Origin of the sequence: Echinicola vietnamensis DSM 17526 (assembly GCF_000325705.1) — a bacterium.
Classification (GTDB): domain Bacteria; phylum Bacteroidota; class Bacteroidia; order Cytophagales; family Cyclobacteriaceae; genus Echinicola; species Echinicola vietnamensis.
Window position 1 is genome coordinate 3,401,678 of record NC_019904.1, and the last position, 19,410, is coordinate 3,421,087.

Sequence of the window (19,410 nt, forward strand, 5' to 3'; positions counted from 1 at the left end):
AGGGGGCTACGCTATGGCGCCATCATCTTTGTCTTCCACAAAATAGGTCAGCATGGCTGCCAGGATCAAGAACAATCCTGCGGAGAAAAGAGCGTATATCGCCTGTCCGCCATATATATACCTTACGATCCACCCGCCGATAAAGCCGTTCAGGATTTGAGGAGCGGTGATAAAGAAATTGAATATTCCCATGTACACGCCCATTTTTTTTGCTGGAATCGATCCGGCTAGGATCGCGTAGGGCATGGCAAGGATACTGGCCCAAGCGATTCCCACACCGATCATGGATAAATTCAATACCCATTTCATTTCCGGATCCGTGACCCATAAAATGGAGATAAGCCCCGTTCCTCCTATCAGCAGGCAAATGGCGTGAGTCATTTTTCGTCCTATTTTGGCGGCAATTACCGGTAAGGTCATGGCAAAAAGTGCAGATACTAGGTTATAGACACCAAATATGACGCCTACATAATTTCCCGCTTCATTAAATTCCAGTGACGAACGATCTGAGCTGGGCAGTCCCCACACATGCTGAGCAAGGGCTGGCGTACTGAATACCCACATGGAAAATAGCGCAAACCACGAAAAGAATTGTACGAGGCCCAGTTGTTTCATGGTTTTGGGCATTTTGATAAAGTCGGTAAAAATACTGGATAGCCCCCTTTGGGCGTTTTTGTCAATTTTATGTGCTGACTTTTCCAGCTCGTCTGGTGGATACTCCGAGGTGCGCAAGACCGTCCAAAGGATAGAAGCCACCAAAATCGTGGCGCCAATAATAAACGCCCAAAGGACATTCTGAGGGACGATGCCCTCATTGGCCGTGGTGGGGATACTAAACCACTCGGTAAGGACATACGGCAACCATGATCCGATGACCGCGCCAAGACCAATAAGGAGGGTTTGGACGGCAAACCCCAGCGTTCGCTGATCCGTTGGAAGCTTGTCCGCAACCAAGGCCCTGAAGGGCTCCATGGCGACATTAAATGAAGCGTCCATGATCATGAGAAATCCTGCTCCCACCCACAGTGCAGGAAGATACGCCACGAAAAGGGAAGCATTGGGCATTAGTACCAAGCCAATGGCGGCCAGCACAGCTCCTGCCAAAAAGTAGGGTCTTCGCCTTCCCAGTTTGGTCCACGTGCGGTCACTGTAATGGCCAATGATGGGCTGAATGATCATTCCGGTAATAGGTGCCACCAGCCAAAAAAGTGACAAATGTTCCACATCTGCTCCAAAGGTCTGCAGGATCCGGCTGGCATTGGCGTTTTGTAGGGCAAATCCCATTTGGATACCTAGAAAGCCAAAACTCATGTTCCAGATTTGCCAAAAGCTTAATTTTTTCTTCTCAATTTGAGCTTGCATTGATCGGTTATGTTGGGGTTAAGGATTGATGGGGAAAGTTAGAAAGTGAATTTTCCTAAATGAACCTATTGATCAAAAATAACGGTTATTTTATCACGGTCATATGGCACCGTAACAACGGGGATTTCCTCTATTTCATAATAGGGGAGGCGATTGTCCGGAAGTGGATCAAAGTCCGTGATCGGTTGTAAAAAGGCAAGTTGTTCCCGATGTACGCTGGCTTGATTACCATTTATCGTTGCCGTTCCCACCGAAAAGCCATGGAAATATACTTGTAAGGCTGTAAAGCTACTGGTAAAATCACCTTCTACTGTTGAAAGAACCAGTTCTTGCTGGTCGCTGTCCAAAGTAATGGTTCTCTTATGATGCTTTCCCTTTTGGTAGTCTAACGTAACACCGTCATCCTCATAGTGGATATAGCTGGAAGTCCCTTCTCCTTTGTACACGTGAAGGCGTAAGATTCCATCATGCTGTTCGGCAGTATGGGATACGGGGGACTGTAGTGGCAGAATACTTCCTCCCTTTACGAATACAGGCAGGTAATTGATAGGAGTGTCCACGTAAATCTCTTGTGCTCCCTTGTAAGAGTCGTCATTGTATAAGTAGTACCATTGGCCTTCCGGTAGGTAGGCTTTGGTGATTTCCTTGTGACTTTCCACAGGAACTACCAACAAGGCATCACAGCAAATATATTGGTTTTGGAAGCGAGCGTCATAAACGTGGTCGTCAAAGCAATAATCAATGGCAAGACTTTTGGCTACGGGAAGGCCGTCTTGGGTGCTTTTGTAAAAAGCGGAGTACCACAGCGGAAGCATTTTATACCGGAGCTTGAGGTAATTTTTGGATATTTCTTCTACCTCCTCTCCAAAAGCCCAAGGTTCTGCATCATTGCTGTTGATCATCGAGTGGGCACGATACAGTGGAGCAAAGGCCGCTATGCTCATCCATCTGGCGAAGAGCGATTTACTGGCTTCTCCACAAAATCCTCCGACATCATATCCAGCAAAGCTCACACCGCTAATGCCAAGGCTGTTGACCAGTCGAATTCCGGCAAGCATATGCTCTTCACTGGCCACGTTATCACCTGTCCATGCAGCGGCAAAACGCTGAATGCCCGAAAAACCTGCCCTGGTCAGGATAAATGGCCGCTCCTGCCCGTTTGTAGAAGCACCATTTTGAGCTGCCCGAGCCATTTGCATGCCGTAGATATTCCTGGCTTTGCGGTGACTGACTTGTTCGCCTTCGTAGTCAAAATTGATTAGATTGGGGGTATGTTGGCCCCAGGAAGCCGGTTCATTCATGTCCGTCCAAAAACCGTCCACTCCAGCATCGGTATAAAAAGCCATTTTCTCCGCCCACCATTCACGGGTCTTGGCAGCTGTAAAATCCGGAAAGGCACACCATCCCGGCCAAACTTGCCCCTCGTATGTCTCGCCATCAGGGTATTTCAGAAAGAGGTCTTGGTCCATGCCTTCCTCATAGGGCAGGTAGTCCTTTTCTACTTTGATGCCCGGATCCATGATGACCACTACACGAAACCCTTTAGCATTCAGTGCTTTGATCATGGCTTTGGGATTGGGAAACTTTTCACCATCAAATGTAAATACCTTGTACTTTTTCATGTGATGGATGTCAAGGTAGATCACGTCTGCCGGCATGTCCTTGTCACGAAAGGTCTTTGCCAAGGTAAATACTTCCGATTCAGGATAGTAAGAGTAGCGGCACTGCTGGAATCCCAATGCCCATTTGGGCGGTAACGCTAACTTTCCAGTTAGGGAAGTGTAGCCACCGATAATTTCCGACACGCTGTCTCCTTGAAAGAAATAGTAATCCATGTCTCCATCATCGGCAGAGAAATAAGAAAACCGACGGTTGGAGGCGCCGAAGTTAAAGGTGGTTTTGTGCGTATTGTCAAAGAAAATTCCATAGGCCAATTCCTGATGAATACCGATGTAAAAGGGAATGGACATGTACAGGGGATCGTCGTTCACGCCATAGGCAAAATAGTCCGTGTTCCAGTTTACAAAGGCTTGGCCGGCACGGTCGATACCTCCTGTTTTTTCACCTAAGCCGATGAATTTTTCATGGGGCTGCAGTTTTTTATAATTGGTGACTTCGGTACCGAGCCATGAAACGCCAAATGCCGGATCGTCCTGATTCAGCAGATTGCCGTTTTGATCGTAATAGGTAAGTGCCCACTCGTTCTTGTTTAAGACAATTTTAAGATCCTTGGTTTCCAAGATCAAGAAGTCAGCTTCCTCGTGGAGGTTTACAGGAGTTTCTTCGGGAGAAGCCACCACACTGTAAGGATTGGGAGTAAACGGTACAGTCCTGGATACCTGTACACGAACGATCTTGGCCGTATATAGACAGATGTTAAAATATGCTTTATCCGTTATGCCAGCTATTCCGTGGGGTGTTTGTTCCCAGGACATTACTTTTCCGGCAGACTGGTTTTGGGCACGATTAACTGATGTGGCTACAGTAGTCATTTGGGTTACTTTAAATGTGTTGAAATGCAATTGTCAAGCCCCTTGGAGGTAGGATGGGTAGGGGCTGTTTTTTTCCTGTTTCATGTCGATGGCTGGTGACGGAACAGCTTGCATTTGGACAGGTACTATGCAGCTAATTTAAAAAGGATTTTGGAAGTAAAAAACTCAATATTCATGGAGTGCTGCCTGATACAGCGGGATTTAGGCAAGAAAACAATCTTCATTTGACTTTTCAATCGTGTGCATAAAAATTTAAACTAGAAAGAAAAAATTTTCCAACTGCAAGGAAAGGCTGTAAAAATGGTTAGCAGATAAAGTATATAGTTTTTGCTCTCATGTGAGGGATTAAGGAAGATACTCAAATTTGAAATAGAATTTCTTGAAAAGGATTACAGCAGAAATGGTTACCATGGGGATTAATATCCAAAAAAGTCCAAAAAGAATCAGGAGCGTGCATGTGAAAAAAAGGAAAAAAAGTCTTCTGATATAGTGGGCAGATGCGATACTCTGGAAAAGTAAAGCGCACAGGAGAAAGGCAGTACTAAAGCAAAACAACAGAAGTATAAATTGGTTTGGAAAGGACGTGTTTAGGCATATTAAGACCATTTCAGGTAAAAGAAGGTATATTATTAGAGTAGCTTTTTGGAACATTAATTTCACCAATGAAAACGGCATGTTCCTCATGATCTTAAGTGCCGTTTCTTCAAATATTCGGTATTCATAAATAAGGTAACTATTGTTACAGGCAAGCACTAGCGCTAATAGCATTTGGACCTTCATGCCTGACCAAAGGTCGTCGAAGAGGATTAAAAAAGCAGCATATATCAATCCTGAAAGGAGTTTAGTGAGGACCAAAGGAAGTTTTAAGTGGTGGGTAAGCTGAAAGAGGAATAGATTAGAAAATGATTTATTTAGCCAACGTCTAAAAGGAAGTGAATAATGTATGCTTTTATGCAAGTGGATATTGTTGATATGTGAAAGCGTAATAAAGCTTAAACAACACATTCCCAAAATTGTGATGACCGGAAGGATAAACGGCAGGAAATAATAGCCATAAGAAAGACCAACAGCTAGAGATGAGAGTGCAATCAGCAATAACGGCAGAAATATTAAACCATAGGTTAGAAGCCATGTGTGAAATTGAGTCTTGAAACCAAAAGAATTAAAGACATAGAAAATAAATCGGTTAGAACTTAAGTTTAATACGGCCTTGATGTGCTTCCAACTCTCAAGTGCCCATAGTAAGGTTAAAAAGAAAAATACGATTACCATGATCGGTTCCTTGGCGAAGGATAATAAAAGGATTAGGTGAAAATATGTTTCTTGGGCTGCGGTCAGGTGGCCTCCTAGGGGTTTCATCCAAAAAATATGGCTAAACAAAATGCCAAATACTACCAAAAAAAGAGCTCCTTTTTGTCTGTAGAAGCTTTTGGTAAATATGTTATAAAATACTTTAAAGACCTTTAGGCTCATGCGCGTGAATAATAAGGTGATGATCATCTATGGAAATAGTACGATGGGTTGTCATCATCGCTTCATCTAAATCTTGGTGGGAAGAGATTAAAAAACCAGTATTAAATTGAGTATGATATTGCCTTATTAGTCTGAAGAGCAATTCCCTACTGGTACGGTCCAGTGTGTTGAGTGGTTCGTCCAGCAAAATCCATTTTGGATTACCGATAAACGCCAATACCAACGAAAGCTTTTTGATCATTCCTGAGGAATAGTTGGCGATTGGGTGATCCATAAAATCACCAATATTGATTTTTTCAATGAGTTGTTCTGCTTGACCGGTGGGAGCTTTTTTCCCTTTCACAAACAAATTAATAAGGTCAAGGCCACTTAAAAATTCCGGAAAAGTTGGTTCTGCCTCTGCAAAATTAATGATCCTTCTGAAAGCAATGGGATTTCTTTTGATACTGTCGTCTCCATTTACACTGATGTCGCCTTCGAAGGGGATGATACCTGCAATAGTTTCCAATAACGTGCTTTTTCCAGATCCATTTTCACCTTTTAAATGGTATATCGCAGTGTTCAGTTCCAAATGGTCAATGGTCAGTACGAGGTTTTGATGGTACGATTTTTTGTAGTTGGTAAATTGAAGCATGATTTAATGTATATGCTTTTAATGAGGTAGTTCTATATAGCTAAATCAAAACAATATTTTTCATAGGTGGCAATTTGTTATTATTACCATGATTATAAATTTCCCTTTACTAACCTTTCCTCAGCGAAGATTCCCGAATGACCAAGCCTGTTTCCAACATTTCGGTGCGACTTCGAAATGCCTCTTCGCTTTCACTATCGATCATTTCCAATAGAAGCTGGGCAGCTTTTTCACCCATTTTAAATCCTGGCTGGGAAACGGAGGAAAGGGGCGGGGCAATCATGGACGAAAACTGCCAATCACTAAAGCCTACTGCACCAAAGTCTTCAGGGAGTTTTAGCCCCAAGGATTTGGCCGCCTGCATGGCTCCGGCAGCTGCGATGTCATTGGATGCAAAAACGGCATCTGGCCGGTTTGAAGGATCCGACAATAGGGCCTTGCAGATCGTTTCACTTTCGTCAGGAGTACCTTTGGGGCAAGGAATGATCCACTCTTCGCGGATGGGGATGTTCGCTTCTTTCAGGGCTTTTATATAGCCCTCCTTACGGTCAATGCTGATTTTTAAGTTTTCAGGCCCAGCCAAATGGACAATTCGCGTATAGCCCTGCTCAATGAGGTGCTTCACCGCTCTGTAGGCGCCAGTTTGGTCATCCACGCTAACATTTACCGTGTCCTTAAGATTGGGAATCCGATCAAAAAAAACAATGGGATAATGATAATCCATTAACTTTTTGAAGTGGTCGAAGTTGGCGGTTTCCTTCGAAAAACTCACCAAGAGCCCATCGACTTGATTGCTGATGATGGTGTCCACTGCTGCGATTTCCCGTGCTATGTTTTCATTGGTCTGGAGCAGGATGACATTATAGCCATTGGCATAGGCCACCTCCTCAATGCCGCTGATGACCGTGCTGAAAAAAAAGTGGACCACCTCAGGAATGATCACTCCAATGGTGGAAGATTTACTCTTTCTAAGGCTTAAAGCCACTGCGTTGGGCCGATAGTTAAGTTTTTTGGCAAGCGCCTTTACCTTTTCTTTGGTCTCTTTGCTGATACCCGGGTAATCTTTCAGGGCGCGAGAGACGGTAGAAGAAGAAATGTTCAGCGCTTTGGCAATATCCTTTATCGTGGCTTGTCCTAGTTTCATGGTTAATTTAGACTTTTCTAAGATTCTAATATACTATTTTACCGTTAGAATAAAACGGTGTATCAAATCGACAAATCCCATACACTGTACGTTTTTGGATGAAATTGAATTTTTGTAAGATAATTTTTTGACCCTTATGAAAACGTTTGCGGCGACGTTTGCATAAAAAAATCTTTGTTTTTTTCGGTTTGTAAACTTGTCTATACGGCTTGTATTCCCTTATATTTCAAAACAATCGGGAAAAACACATCCAAATGCAGATTACCTGAATGGAGCGTTTATTTCTGAGTATAGAAGATAAATTGTATTTAAATAATATTTAATTTACTTCTAAAAAATTAATAATAAATCCAAAACATAACCATTATGCAAAAGATTTCTACCGTCTTAAAAATCACGGTAATGTGCTTTTCACTACTTTGTGGGCACATCGTTTGTGCACAGGCGCAGACCGTGTCCGGAACGGTGACGGACCTGGATTCCGGTGAGCCTTTGCCCTTTGTGAATGTGCTGTTGAAAGGAACGACCAAAGGCACCACGACAGACATTGAAGGGAAATATTCCATTTCAGTTAATGACCCATCCGATGTGTTGGTCTTTTCTTTTATCGGCTTTGATGCCAAGGAAGTATCGGTAGGTAATCAATCAACAATTGATGTACAGCTGCAGGGCAATACCAAGCAGCTGGATGAGGTAGTGGTCGTAGGTTATGGTACCCAACGCAAAGCTGATTTGACGGGATCAGTGGGCTCTGTGGTACGTGATGACTTTAACGTCGGTCAAGTAACCAATCCCGAACAGTTGATTACCGGAAAGGTATCGGGTGTTCAGATCACTCCCAATGGAGGCTCTCCCGGATCAGGAGGTAGGATTCGGATCCGCGGAGGGGCTTCTCTAAATGCCTCGAACGATCCATTGATTGTGATTGACGGTGTACCTTTGGATAACTCCAAAACCTCTGGTACCGCTAATCCACTTAACTTTCTCAATCCGAATGATATCGAGACATTCGATATTCTTAAGGACGCATCTGCGACGGCCATTTACGGTTCAAGGGCGTCCAATGGGGTGGTGCTGATTACCACTCGAAAAGGAAAAGAAGGCCAGCCTTTGCGGGTAAATGTAAGCTCTATGGTGTCTGTTTCTCAAGTGGCCAATACCGTGGACATGCTGGATGCAGACCAGTTTAGAAGTGTGGTGACTGAGGAAGCCTCAGCGTCCCAAGCCGCATTGGTAGGGGAAGAGTCGACAGATTGGCAAGAGGAGATTTATAAGGATGCGGTGAGTTTCGATAATAATGTTTCCATCTCTGGTGCTTACAAGTCCTTACCTTATCGGGTATCGGTAGGATATTTGGATCAGGACGGCATCCTCAAAACGGACAACCTAAAAAGAACGTCTGCCAGTATCAGCTTAAATCCCAATTTCTTCGATGACAAGCTCCATGTGAATTTTAACGTGAAGGGCGTGATCACCAAAAGCCGCTTCGCTAATCAGGATGCCATCGGGGCCGCGGCAGCTTACGATCCTACCCATCCGGTATATGATCCCAATGGCGTCGGGGGGTACTGGGAATGGCTGGACGATGATGGGGTGCCTCAAACCCTCGCCCCAAGAAACCCTGTGGGCTTGCTCATGTCGAAGGATGACAGGGGAACGGTGAAAAGGAGTATCGGAAACCTTCAGCTGGATTATGAATTACCTTTCCTGGAAGGCTTAAGTGCCAATCTGAACCTGGGCTATGACGTGAGCTCCAGTGAAGGACGTGCGATCATCGATGCCAATTCGGCATCAGGGTATTTTGAAGGAGGAAGTATAGCGCCGTATGAGCAAAGCAAACGCAATTTGTTGGCGGATTTTTACTTGAACTATATCAAGGAATTTAGCAATAGCCGATTAAACTTTCTGGTAGGATATTCTGCCCAAGACTTCTTAATCAAAAACCCAACCTTTGCCAGGGTAAATGCAGAGGGAGATACCCTGGCTCCTGCAGGAGTAGTCAGCCGCCCGCAGTACCGCTTGATCTCCTATTTTGCACGGGCCAATTATACCATTAACGATAAATACCTCTTTACCGCCACGGTAAGGGCAGATGGTTCTTCTCGGTTCAGTCCGGATAATCGCTGGGGGGTATTCCCTTCCCTTGCGGCAGCTTGGCGAATCAGCGAAGAGGATTTTCTTAAAGCCAGCACGGTCTTGACCGATCTGAAGCTGAGACTGGGATATGGGGTGACGGGCCAGCAAGACATCGGCACATACTTCCCGTACCTTCCACGATATATTCAGAGTGATGACGCCACTCGGTACAGTTTCGGAGATACATATTACACCACCTTGCGACCAGAGGGCTATGATGAAAATATCAAATGGGAAGAAACGACGACCTATAATGTCGGACTGGACTATGAGTTTTTGGACGGTAAATTTTATGGTACGTTAGATTATTACTTTAAGCGGACAGACGACCTGCTAGCGGTCATCCCAGTTCCGGCTGGTACCAACCTGACAAATCAGTTGTTTACCAATGTAGGAAGTATAGAAAACCAAGGATTGGAAATTGGCCTGAATTTTAATGTGGTCAAAACGACTGATTTCAATTGGGACATAGGAGGAAACTACACCCATAGTAAAAGCACCATTAAAAGTCTTAGCAATGTAGAGGAGGATGCCGTGGGGATATTGGTAGGCGGTATCAATGGCGGAACAGGCAATACCATCCAAGTACATACGGTGGGATATCAGCCAAACTCCTTTTATGTCTATGAGCAGGTATATGATGAGAATGGTACACCCTTGGAAGGTGTCTATGTAGACCAAAATGAAGATGGCTTGATCAATGAGCAAGACCTGAAAAGAAACGGCTTCCCTGATGCCCGGCATTACTTTGGCTTTAACAGTTCCATGCGCTATAAAAGCTGGAATTTTGGTTTTGTCCTGAGAGGCAATGCCGGTAATAAGGTTTACAATAACGTGGCTTCTTCCAATGCAGCTTACCAAGGGCTACGCTTCCCTGGTTATGTTAACAACCTGCCAACAGACGTACTCAACACCAACTTTCAAAATTATCAGTTGCGATCAGATTACTACATCCAAGACGCTTCTTTCGTAAGGATGGAGAATATCTCACTGGGGTATAATTTCGGCAACCTGTTTGATTCGAGCGTCAACTTACGCGCCAGTGCGACCGTCCAAAACGTTTTTGTGATCACCGATTACAGTGGGGTCAGCCCAGAAATTGCCCCAGGTGTAGACGATGCTACTGGAGGCGGGATTGACAATAACTTCTATCCCTTGCCGCGTATCTTCTCTTTTGGTGTAAACTTCGGATTTTAACCTTAAACCCTGAATAGCAATGAAATTTAACTGGATATATACAACAAGCATGATACTGGGGCTTTTGGGCGTGGTATCCTGTACAGACCTGGATTTGGAGCCGTACAATGAGGTGACTTCAATCCAAGTGTATGAAGACTTTAGCAATTATAAATCCGTTTTGGCAAAGCTGTATGCTGGCCTAGCTGTGAGTGGTCAACAGGGGCCTTCGGGTAAGCCGGATATCAGTGGCCTCGATGAAGGAGCCTCTACCTACATCCGGGCTTATTGGAAATTGCAGGAGCTGCCAACGGATGAGGCGATCATAGCCTGGAATGACCAAGGGCTTCCTCAGCTCAACACGAGCGAGTGGACTTCTGAAAACAACTTTATTGCCGCCATGTATTATCGGATTTTCTATCAGATATCACTGGCCAATGAGTTTATCCGAGAGACCAGCGATGAAAAAATGGCTTCCAGGGGGATTTCCGAAGCTGATCAGGAAGTGGGCAGGGTTTACCGTGCTGAGGCCAGGTTTTTACGTGCCCTGAGCTATTACCATGCGTTGGATATGTATGGCAATGTCCCATTTGTGACAGAGGCCGATGCGGTAGGGGCTTTTTTTCCAGAGCAAACCAATCGAGCGGACTTGTTTGCATACATCGAAAGCGAGCTAATGGAAATTTTGCCCACTTTGGTGGATGCACGACAAAATGAATATGCACGAGCTGATAAAGCAGCAGCTTGGATGCTGCTGGCCAAATTGTACCTGAATGCTGAGGTGTATATTGGTGAAGACCGCTATTCCGATGCGCTTACTTACCTTAACGAGATCCTTAACAGTGGCTATTCTTTAGAGGAGGATTATAATTACTTGTTTTTGGCGGATAATCACCTGTGCCGGGATGAGCTGATCTTTTCGGTGGCTTTTGATGGGGTGAATACCACAACATATGGTGGGACGACCTTTCTTGTAAACGCAGCAGTAGGCGGTACGATGGACAGGGCGGAGTTTGGCATTCCGGGAGGCTGGCAAGGGCTAAGGACCCGTCCTGAGATAGTGGCGCTGTACCCTGTTACCGATGGGTCTACCGATGCGCGGGCGCTTTTTCATACCGAAGAGCAAAACTTGGATATTGAGGAAATCGCCATTTTCCAAGATGGTTATGCGGTAAAAAAATATAAGAATGTCACCAGGACCGGCCAGCGTGGTTCAAGTCCCGGGACGGATATCGTGGATACCGATTTCCCCATGTTCCGTCTTGGGGATGTTTACCTGATGTATGCTGAAGCGGTACTTCGTGAGGGCAGTGGCGGTAGCCAAGCCCAAGCACTGGCCTATATCAACATGCTGAGGGAAAGGGCCTATGGTGACGCCGCTGGTAATATCACCTCAGGAGAATTGACTTTGGATTTTATTTTGGATGAGCGTGCCAGGGAGCTGAAGTGGGAAGCGCATCGCAGGACCGACCTTATTCGGTTTGACCGCTTTACCGGCGACAGCTATACTTGGCAATGGAAAGGTGGTGATTTTGAAGGAACCTCGGTGGAGGCATATCGGACGCTTTACCCGTTGCCAGTGGCTGATCTGACCGCCAATCCCAAGCTGACACAAAATGATGGTTATTAATCCAAAATACCTTTTAATGATGAAAAAATTAGCGACATATATTTTAGGAGGGCTTTCCATTTTGCTGGTGGGAGCATGTTCGGAGGACTTGGATCCTGTCATCAAAAGTGATCCTACCCCTCCAGTATTGATGAGCCCAGCTTCTGGAACCTCACTTGTGTTGACCGCAGAGGAAGGTGCTGAAGAATTGGTGTTTGCGTATGAAAAAACCGATTACGGATTTCCAGCGGCAGCCACGTACACGGCGCAGCTTGATTTCCCGGAAAACGATTTTGCCGAGCCGATGGATCTTGCTAGTTCCGCTGCGGCTGAAATGATGCTCACCTATGAGGCCTTTAACCAAAAGCTTTTGGCAAAAGGCTTGCTTCCGGGGGAGGAGGCTTCCATTGCGCTCCGGATCAAGTCCACCATAAACAAGTCCGTGATGGACAAGTTCTCTGAGGTGATCCAAATGCAAGTCACGCCTTATGAGGTGGCCTTGGAGTATCCACGGCTTTACCTGCCCGGAGATTACCAAGGATGGGATCCTGCGAACGAAAATACGGTGATTTATTCTGTGAAATCTGACAATGTCTACGAAGGGTTTATCCATGTATTGGGCGGTTCTGGTGAATTTAAAATCAATGAAATGCCCAATTGGGACGTTAATTACGGTGATGATGGTGCAGACGGGACGTTGGAGGAGAATGGCGAAAACATCAAGGCCGAAGGTGTCGGTACCTTTAAGTTGACGGTTGACCTAGCGGCCAAAACCTATACCTTGGGCAATCCCCTGTATTGGGGGATTATCGGAGATGCGACGCCAGGCGGCTGGGATGCCTCTACGCCAATGGAATTCGATGCGGCTGAAAATTTGCTGACCATTACGGTGGATTTAGGGGTAGGCGTGATGAAGTTCCGTGCCAACGATGCCTGGGACAATAATTTCGGAGATGATGATCTGGATGGCATCTTAGAGCCGGGTGGAGGTGATATTCCTGTAGAGGAAGCAGGAAACTATACCATCACGTTGGATTTTAAAGTGCCGGGAGAGGTTTCTTATACGTTGATGAAAAATTGAGCCGTAAAGGCTCAATTTCCAGCGGCTTAAAGAGAAGTGCTGTCAGCCCAGAGAAAGGGAGAATGGCGTTGAATTTTGCCAGGAGGGATGAAACCTTTCGAGGTGCATTTTTCATTTCGTCTGGCGATCAGACTGGACAGGTACATAAGACGCCATGATGGATGGTTTACCGAACATCCAATGTGGAACTAAGGGAAATGACGATACTTTTTCCTGAATGGATATGGTTTGAAAGGAGAAATTGCCAAAATGATAACATTTCGTCTTTCAATTAAAGGATATTAGAGCAGGTCTTTATATCTTTGAGCTTACTGACAATGATCAGTTGCTGCGAAAGCATTTTATCAAAAAGTAATCAAACCATTAAACCATTCCATTATGAAATTCAAACCAGGAATAAAGTTCGGTGAAGAATTGAAAGACTTGTTGGAGTATGCCAAGGAAAGTGAATTTGCTTTGCCGGCTGTCAACGTGATCAACACCAGTACTGCCAATGCAGTGTTGGAGACGGCCAAGAAAGTTAATTCTCCAGTGATTGTGCAGTTTTCCAATGGAGGAGCTCAGTTTTTTGCTGGAAAAGGGCTGGCGAATGATAAACAACAAGCCTCCATCGCAGGAGCAGTGTCCGGAGCGATGCATGTACACAAGATGGCTGAAGCGTACGGTGTGCCTGTAATCCTTCACACTGACCATGCTGCCAAAAAGCTGATTCCTTGGGTGGACGGTATGCTAGAGGCTGGAAAAGAGTATTATGCAGCTTTCAAGAAGCCGCTTTTCAGCTCACACATGTTGGACCTTTCCGAAGAGCCTATCGAGGAGAACATCGAGACGTCTGTGAAATACCTTGCTGAATTCAAAAAGCTTGAAATGGCCCTTGAAATAGAACTAGGTGTGACCGGAGGAGAAGAAGACGGTGTGGACAATACCGATATCGATAGCTCCAAGCTGTATACGCAGCCAGAAGAGGTGGCCTATGCATATGAGAAGCTAAGAGAGCAAAGTGAGTTGTTTACCATTGCTGCAGCCTTTGGTAATGTTCACGGTGTGTATAAGCCAGGAAACGTAAGTTTGCAGCCAAAAATCTTGAAAAATTCCCAGGACTATATCTGTGAGAAATTCGGACTTTCCGGTAAGCCTGTGAGCTTTGTGTTCCACGGTGGATCAGGTTCTTCTGTGGAAGAGATCCGTGAAGCTACCGGATATGGTTCTATTAAAATGAACATCGATACCGATATGCAGTGGGCATTCTGGGAAGGTGTTTTGAAATATTATAAAGAGAATGAAGGTTACCTTCAAACTCAACTAGGAAACCCTGAGGGGCCAGATGTGCCTAATAAGAAGAAGTATGATCCAAGAGTATGGCTTAGAAAAGGCGAAGAGAATTTCGTGAAACGTCTCGAGGTAGCCTTTGACATGCTCAATGCAGTGGACAGAAACTAAGGTTAGGTAACTAGTCGGTATTTAAGCCGTCTCAGGAGTATATTTTAACTTGATTTAGCCAAGGCGTTTTATATTAAAATGCCAACGCTTAGTAGTTAAGAGACTTCTGAGGCGGTTTTTTTGTGCCCAAAATTCTGGGGTGGGTCGTGTTTGTCCAGTTGTTTTTGCCTGAAGCAAAAGTAGCAATAGCATGGATATGCACAATAAAAATGAACCTGACATGGATGGCAAAATGCTTCTCCATGGTAATTAATGTATAACCATCAATAAACTCATTAACCAAAATTATAACATGAGAAACCTATTAAGATCATTTACCTATTGTACATTGGTTCTACTGACAGCAAGTTGTATGCAAGATGCGAACGAGGAATTGGAAGTAAAAAACTATTGGCCGGAGGCAGGTATCACCTACGAAATATTTATCCAGTCCTTCTATGATACAGACGGAGATGGGATTGGTGATATCAATGGTGTGACCAAAAAGCTGGATCATGTTCAAGAGTTAGGGGCCAATGCCATTTGGTTTATGCCCCTGATGCCGTCTCCTTCCTATCATAAGTATGATGTGACGGATTATAAGGCAATCCATCCAGACTATGGAACGATGGACGATTTTAAGCAGATGCTGGATGAGGCACATAAGCGTGACATCAAGGTCGTGATCGATATGATCATTAACCACACCAGTGACGAGCACCCGTGGTTTCAGGAGGCGAAGAAGGGCCGGGATAATCCTTACAGGGATTATTATGTCTGGGCCCAGTACGATACCATCCAAGATTACTTGGATAAGAAGGTGGTGACCTTGGACAGCGATAATATCCGACAATGGCACGATCCAGGCCAAGGGGATGATTACTATTATGGATTTTTTACGGGTGACATGCCTGATTTGAATTTTGATAATCCCAAGGTGAGGGAAGAGATATATGAGATAGGACGCTATTGGTTAGCAGAAGTGGGAGTGGATGGTTTTCGGTTGGATGCGGCCAAGCACATTTATCCTGATGATCGGGCAGCGGACAGCCATGAATTTTGGGAAGAGTTCAGGGCAGAAATGGAGAAAGTAAAACCCGATGTGTATTTGGTAGGAGAGGTGTACGATATGAAAGAGGTGGTGGCGCCATACCTAACAGGACTAAGGGCCTTATTTAACTTTGATTTTCATTATACTCTTCTGGAAGCGTACAAAAAGGAAGATGGGATGCTTTTGGCCAAGAAGCAACATGATATTTTAGCATTCTATAATGGGATTACGGACGATTTTATAGACGCGACCATTTCATCCAACCATGACCAGCCTCGTTTGCTCAATGAGCTGGGGAAAAGTAAGGATAAGCTCAAGCAAGCCATCGCTATCCTGATGACTATGCCAGGTGCCCCATATATTTATTATGGAGAGGAAATAGGGATGTTGGGCAAAAAACCGGATCCCAATATCCGGGAACCGTTCCTATGGGATGTGGCGGAGCAGGATGAAGGCAGGACCAAATGGATTACACCAGCATTCTCAACGGATAATACGGTGACGCCTTTGGCTATCCAGAAGGAAGATGCGGATAGTTATTTCAACCATTATAAACGAGTGATCCAATTGCGGAACACGCATCCAGCCTTGGCTATTGGAAGTTTGGAGCTTCCCGCGGAAAAGTATCCAAAAGCTGTAATGGCTTATCAACGGAAGACAGGGGAACAGGAGTTATATGTATTCCATAATTTGGGGAAGAAGTCAGTGGAGATCCCGTTGCCTCAAGGCTTTGATCGCGAGGTTTATCATCTCAAAGGGGCCAAGGTCAACGGTGATAAAATTAAATTACCGGCATTCAGCAGTATCGTGTTGGGGAAATGAGTTAGATGTGAGATGAAGATAATCAATGTTGTTCAGGTTAATCCGTGTCTATGTTTAGTTAACCTAGCCATATGATCAGGGAGGAAAGTCGGATGTCTGGTGAGGTTGTGTGACAACACGGATGTGGATTCCCCTAGAAATGGATCGGTCAGGGTATTCTGAAAAATGGAAGCCTACTGACCTGGAGATGAGAATGACCGAGGAGTGCGCGGTGGTTTTTTCTCCGCCACGGCGGAGAACCGCAATTCGATTAGGCTAAGGATAACGTAAAAGAAGTGTCACATGATTTCAGGACATGAGCAGAAAAGAAATGATAAAAGGTGCAGTCGGGGACTGCACCTTTTTACGTGGGGATAAAGGGCGGTGAATTTTCCAACCAATCCAGCCTTCCATGTGTTATAACCTGCTAAACCGCTTACCTCTCGTTGCTTTTTAAAATTTAACGAGTAAATTTGTTACTCACATTATATGATTTTTAGGAGCCATTTGAGAAACTTTCATGCTAGATATACTGATTACATCCAAAACCAGGGTAAAGCTACTGATTAAATTTTTTACCCATGAAGCCAATAGAGGATATTTGCGTGGGTTGGCAGAGGAGTTTAACGAGTCCACCAATTCCGTAAGGGTCGAATTAAACAGGCTTTCCGAAGCGGGGATATTGGTATCAGAACATGAAGGAAACACAAAGTCTTATGCAGCCAACAGAAAGCATCCTCTTTTTCATGAAATGAAAAGTTTGGTGGCCAAATACCTGGGGTTGGATAGATTGGTCGAAGTGGTGATCAATAAACTTGGCAATGTAGAGAAGGCGATCGTGGTGGGGGATTATGCTAAAGGTATCGATAGCGGTGTTATTGAGCTAGTCCTTGTGGGAAAAGCCATTAATAAAGAATACCTCGAGTTTCTGATTGAAAAGGCAGAAGCTAAAATCAATAGAAAAGTCAAAGTGGCCATTTATGAAGAAGAACCAACTGAAATGAACGGGATGTTACTGCTATCAATATGACTGATAGAATCATGTTTGGTTGAGGTTAAAAATAAATATTTTTATTCTAATGCGTTTTGCCTAATGTTTTTTGCATAAAATGATTTTATAGGTTGTTATTTAAACCTATTTTTTAATGTTTTTTTAAAAATTCGATAAATACAGTTTTAATTTAAACCTAATTTTTCTACTTTAACGTAAAGTTGATCGAACAAGGTTTATTTAACAACCTGAATGTTATTTGAATTTTATTTGGTTGATCGAGTTTAGCTTGACTGAAATTAGTGACATGTTAATCCCCGACGAACCATGAGAGAAATTGAAACAAGATTATTGGAGCAAATTAAAAAAGGGAATGAGATGGCCTTTGTGGAGGTTTATGATAAGTATTGGAAACAATTGTTCAATAGTGGATATAAACGGTTCCAGAAGAAGGAAATTGTGGAGGGGTTAGTGCAGGAGGTGTTTGTGGAGATGTGGCAGAAGCGGGCTTCATTGATGGTTCATACTTCCTTGGGGGCCTATTTATTCACGGCTCTAAAGTACAAAGTGATCAATCAAATGAAATCCCAGATGGTGAAAGAGAAATACGTCGCCTTTGTGACTTCACGGAAGTCTAATTTTGGAAGTGAAGTGGAGGAGAAGATTTTTTATAAGGAATTGGATGAGGCCTATAAGCAAGAGATCGCCAATTTGCCATCCCAGGCAAAACGCGTGTATGAGCTTAAAAATACAGAGGGGTTAAGTTATGTCGAAATTTCCCAAGAGATGGGAATTTCTGTTAGTACCGTTGAAAAGCACATGATAAAGGCACTCAAGATCCTTCGGCAAAACCTGAGGAATTATTGTGTATAGAAGGGGTGTGATGATCGAGGGTGTGCAGTAAAAACAATCATTTGGCTTCCAGAGATGGTTTCTTTATGAAAACCATCGATATGTATGGTGAATTTTGATTGTTTTAAAAGATTATCAAATATTTTTTAGCTTTTTTATATTTTTAGATGGAGGTTGGAGATGGAGAAGTTGACTTAATTATAGAAAAGCACTAAAAATGAACCGAGAGGAGATCAATTTACTACTGGATAAGTTTTTGTCGGGAGAGATCAGTCCTGAAGAGCAGAAAGTCTTGGACCACTGGTACAAGGACTTTGACGGGCAGGATGATGTTACCGATGGAATGAGGGATGAAGAGCAGTGGGAGTTGAAAAGTAGGATGCTGGGAAAGATCAGGGAAGAGGCTCTTGGCGATAAGGTCGAAATAGAAAAGAACGCCAAAGGCAGTTTGTCAAAATTGCTAATGGTAGCTGCTTCATTTGTGCTGATAGTGGGGTTAGGGTTTTTCTTCTACAAACAGCAGGCCAGGCCAGTTGTCTACCAAACGGGTCTCGGAGAGGTGCTCATCCTCAAATTGCCCGACAGTACAGAGGTTACCTTAAATGGAAATTCACAATTGAGCTATACTACGGGATGGTTTGGGGAGTTTGACAGGAAGGTGAATTTGGAGGGAGAGGCTTTTTTTGATGTAGTGCATACGATCGACGATCGTCGGTTTACGATAAATGAAAAGACAGGGTTGGGGATCGAAGTATTCGGTACCGCCTTTAATTATAGGGTTCGAGAGGAAGTCAATGCTGTAGCCCTCGCATCAGGAAGTGTGAAGGTCATGTTGCCGGATGCAGGAGCAGGTGAACGGAAGGTCCATTTCTTGAAGCCTGGGGAATTAGCAGTATATGATCACCAAGTCAAGGAGGTGGAGATCAATACGCCGGCCAACCTGGAAAGCCATTACGCTTGGAAAGAAGGTAAATTGATATTGGATTATTCGACCTTACCGGAAATTATCGAAAAGATAAAAGGCACCTATGGTTTGAAGATATCCTTGGATACTTCAAATTGGAGAGAACACAAAGTATCGGGTACCCTGCCGCTCACCAGGGACCCAGCATCCCTCATCAAAAATCTAGAGCAGCTTTTTGATGTGGAGATCAGAATAACCAACAAAGAATAAGTGCACTTCAAGTGG

Annotated in this window: 12 protein-coding genes; 8 read left to right on the forward strand and 4 right to left on the reverse strand. The window is 44.2% G+C overall.

The genetic code is table 11. From position 1 onward, the window contains the following. Positions 1–6: 6 nt before the first annotated feature. The 4 genes from ECHVI_RS13860 to ECHVI_RS13880 form a co-directional block, all read right to left on the reverse strand. Positions 7–1,362 (reverse strand): MFS transporter, encoded by a 1,356-nt coding sequence (locus ECHVI_RS13860; RefSeq protein WP_015266632.1) that lies wholly within the window; start codon positions 1,360–1,362, stop codon positions 7–9. A 65-nt stretch (positions 1,363–1,427) separates the two neighbouring features. Then, entirely contained in the window at positions 1,428–3,854 is a 2,427-nt protein-coding gene (locus ECHVI_RS13865; RefSeq protein ID WP_015266633.1) for a glycoside hydrolase family 31 protein, read from the reverse strand. 1,453 nt (positions 3,855–5,307) lie between these two features. Next, on the reverse strand, positions 5,308–5,961 hold the full coding sequence (locus tag ECHVI_RS13875) for an ABC transporter ATP-binding protein (RefSeq protein WP_015266635.1): 654 nt from the start codon (positions 5,959–5,961) through the stop codon (positions 5,308–5,310). Positions 5,962–6,070: 109 nt separating this feature from the next. After that, the gene (locus ECHVI_RS13880) at positions 6,071–7,105 is read right to left on the reverse strand and encodes a LacI family DNA-binding transcriptional regulator (protein ID WP_015266636.1); all 1,035 of its coding nucleotides are present in this window, start codon (positions 7,103–7,105) and stop codon (positions 6,071–6,073) included. Between the two features lie 366 nt (positions 7,106–7,471). Between ECHVI_RS13880 and ECHVI_RS13885 the strand changes: the two genes are divergently transcribed. The 8 genes from ECHVI_RS13885 (at position 7,472) to ECHVI_RS13920 (ending at position 19,395) form a co-directional block, all read left to right on the forward strand. Then, entirely contained in the window at positions 7,472–10,438 is a 2,967-nt protein-coding gene (locus ECHVI_RS13885; protein ID WP_015266637.1) for a SusC/RagA family TonB-linked outer membrane protein, read from the forward strand. 19 nt (positions 10,439–10,457) lie between these two features. Continuing rightward, entirely contained in the window at positions 10,458–12,047 is a 1,590-nt protein-coding gene (locus ECHVI_RS13890; protein WP_015266638.1) for a RagB/SusD family nutrient uptake outer membrane protein, read from the forward strand. Between the two features lie 16 nt (positions 12,048–12,063). Further along, positions 12,064–13,107, forward strand: a complete 1,044-nt coding sequence (locus ECHVI_RS13895; RefSeq protein WP_245553324.1) for a SusE domain-containing protein — start codon at positions 12,064–12,066, stop codon at positions 13,105–13,107. Between the two features lie 378 nt (positions 13,108–13,485). Further along, positions 13,486–14,547 (forward strand): class II fructose-bisphosphate aldolase, encoded by a 1,062-nt coding sequence (gene fbaA / locus ECHVI_RS13900; RefSeq protein WP_015266640.1) that lies wholly within the window; start codon positions 13,486–13,488, stop codon positions 14,545–14,547. A gap of 352 nt (positions 14,548–14,899) precedes the next feature. Next, on the forward strand, positions 14,900–16,399 hold the full coding sequence (locus ECHVI_RS13905; RefSeq protein ID WP_245553514.1) for an alpha-amylase family glycosyl hydrolase: 1,500 nt from the start codon (positions 14,900–14,902) through the stop codon (positions 16,397–16,399). Between the two features lie 499 nt (positions 16,400–16,898). After that, entirely contained in the window at positions 16,899–17,408 is a 510-nt protein-coding gene (locus tag ECHVI_RS13910; protein WP_015266642.1) for a helix-turn-helix domain-containing protein, read from the forward strand. Positions 17,409–17,696: 288 nt separating this feature from the next. Next, entirely contained in the window at positions 17,697–18,242 is a 546-nt protein-coding gene (locus tag ECHVI_RS13915) for an RNA polymerase sigma factor (RefSeq protein ID WP_015266643.1), read from the forward strand. 196 nt (positions 18,243–18,438) lie between these two features. Further along, positions 18,439–19,395 carry a FecR family protein gene (locus ECHVI_RS13920; RefSeq protein WP_015266644.1) on the forward strand — a complete coding sequence of 319 codons (957 nt, stop codon included), beginning with the start codon at positions 18,439–18,441 and terminating at the stop codon, positions 19,393–19,395. Positions 19,396–19,410 lie beyond the last annotated feature (15 nt).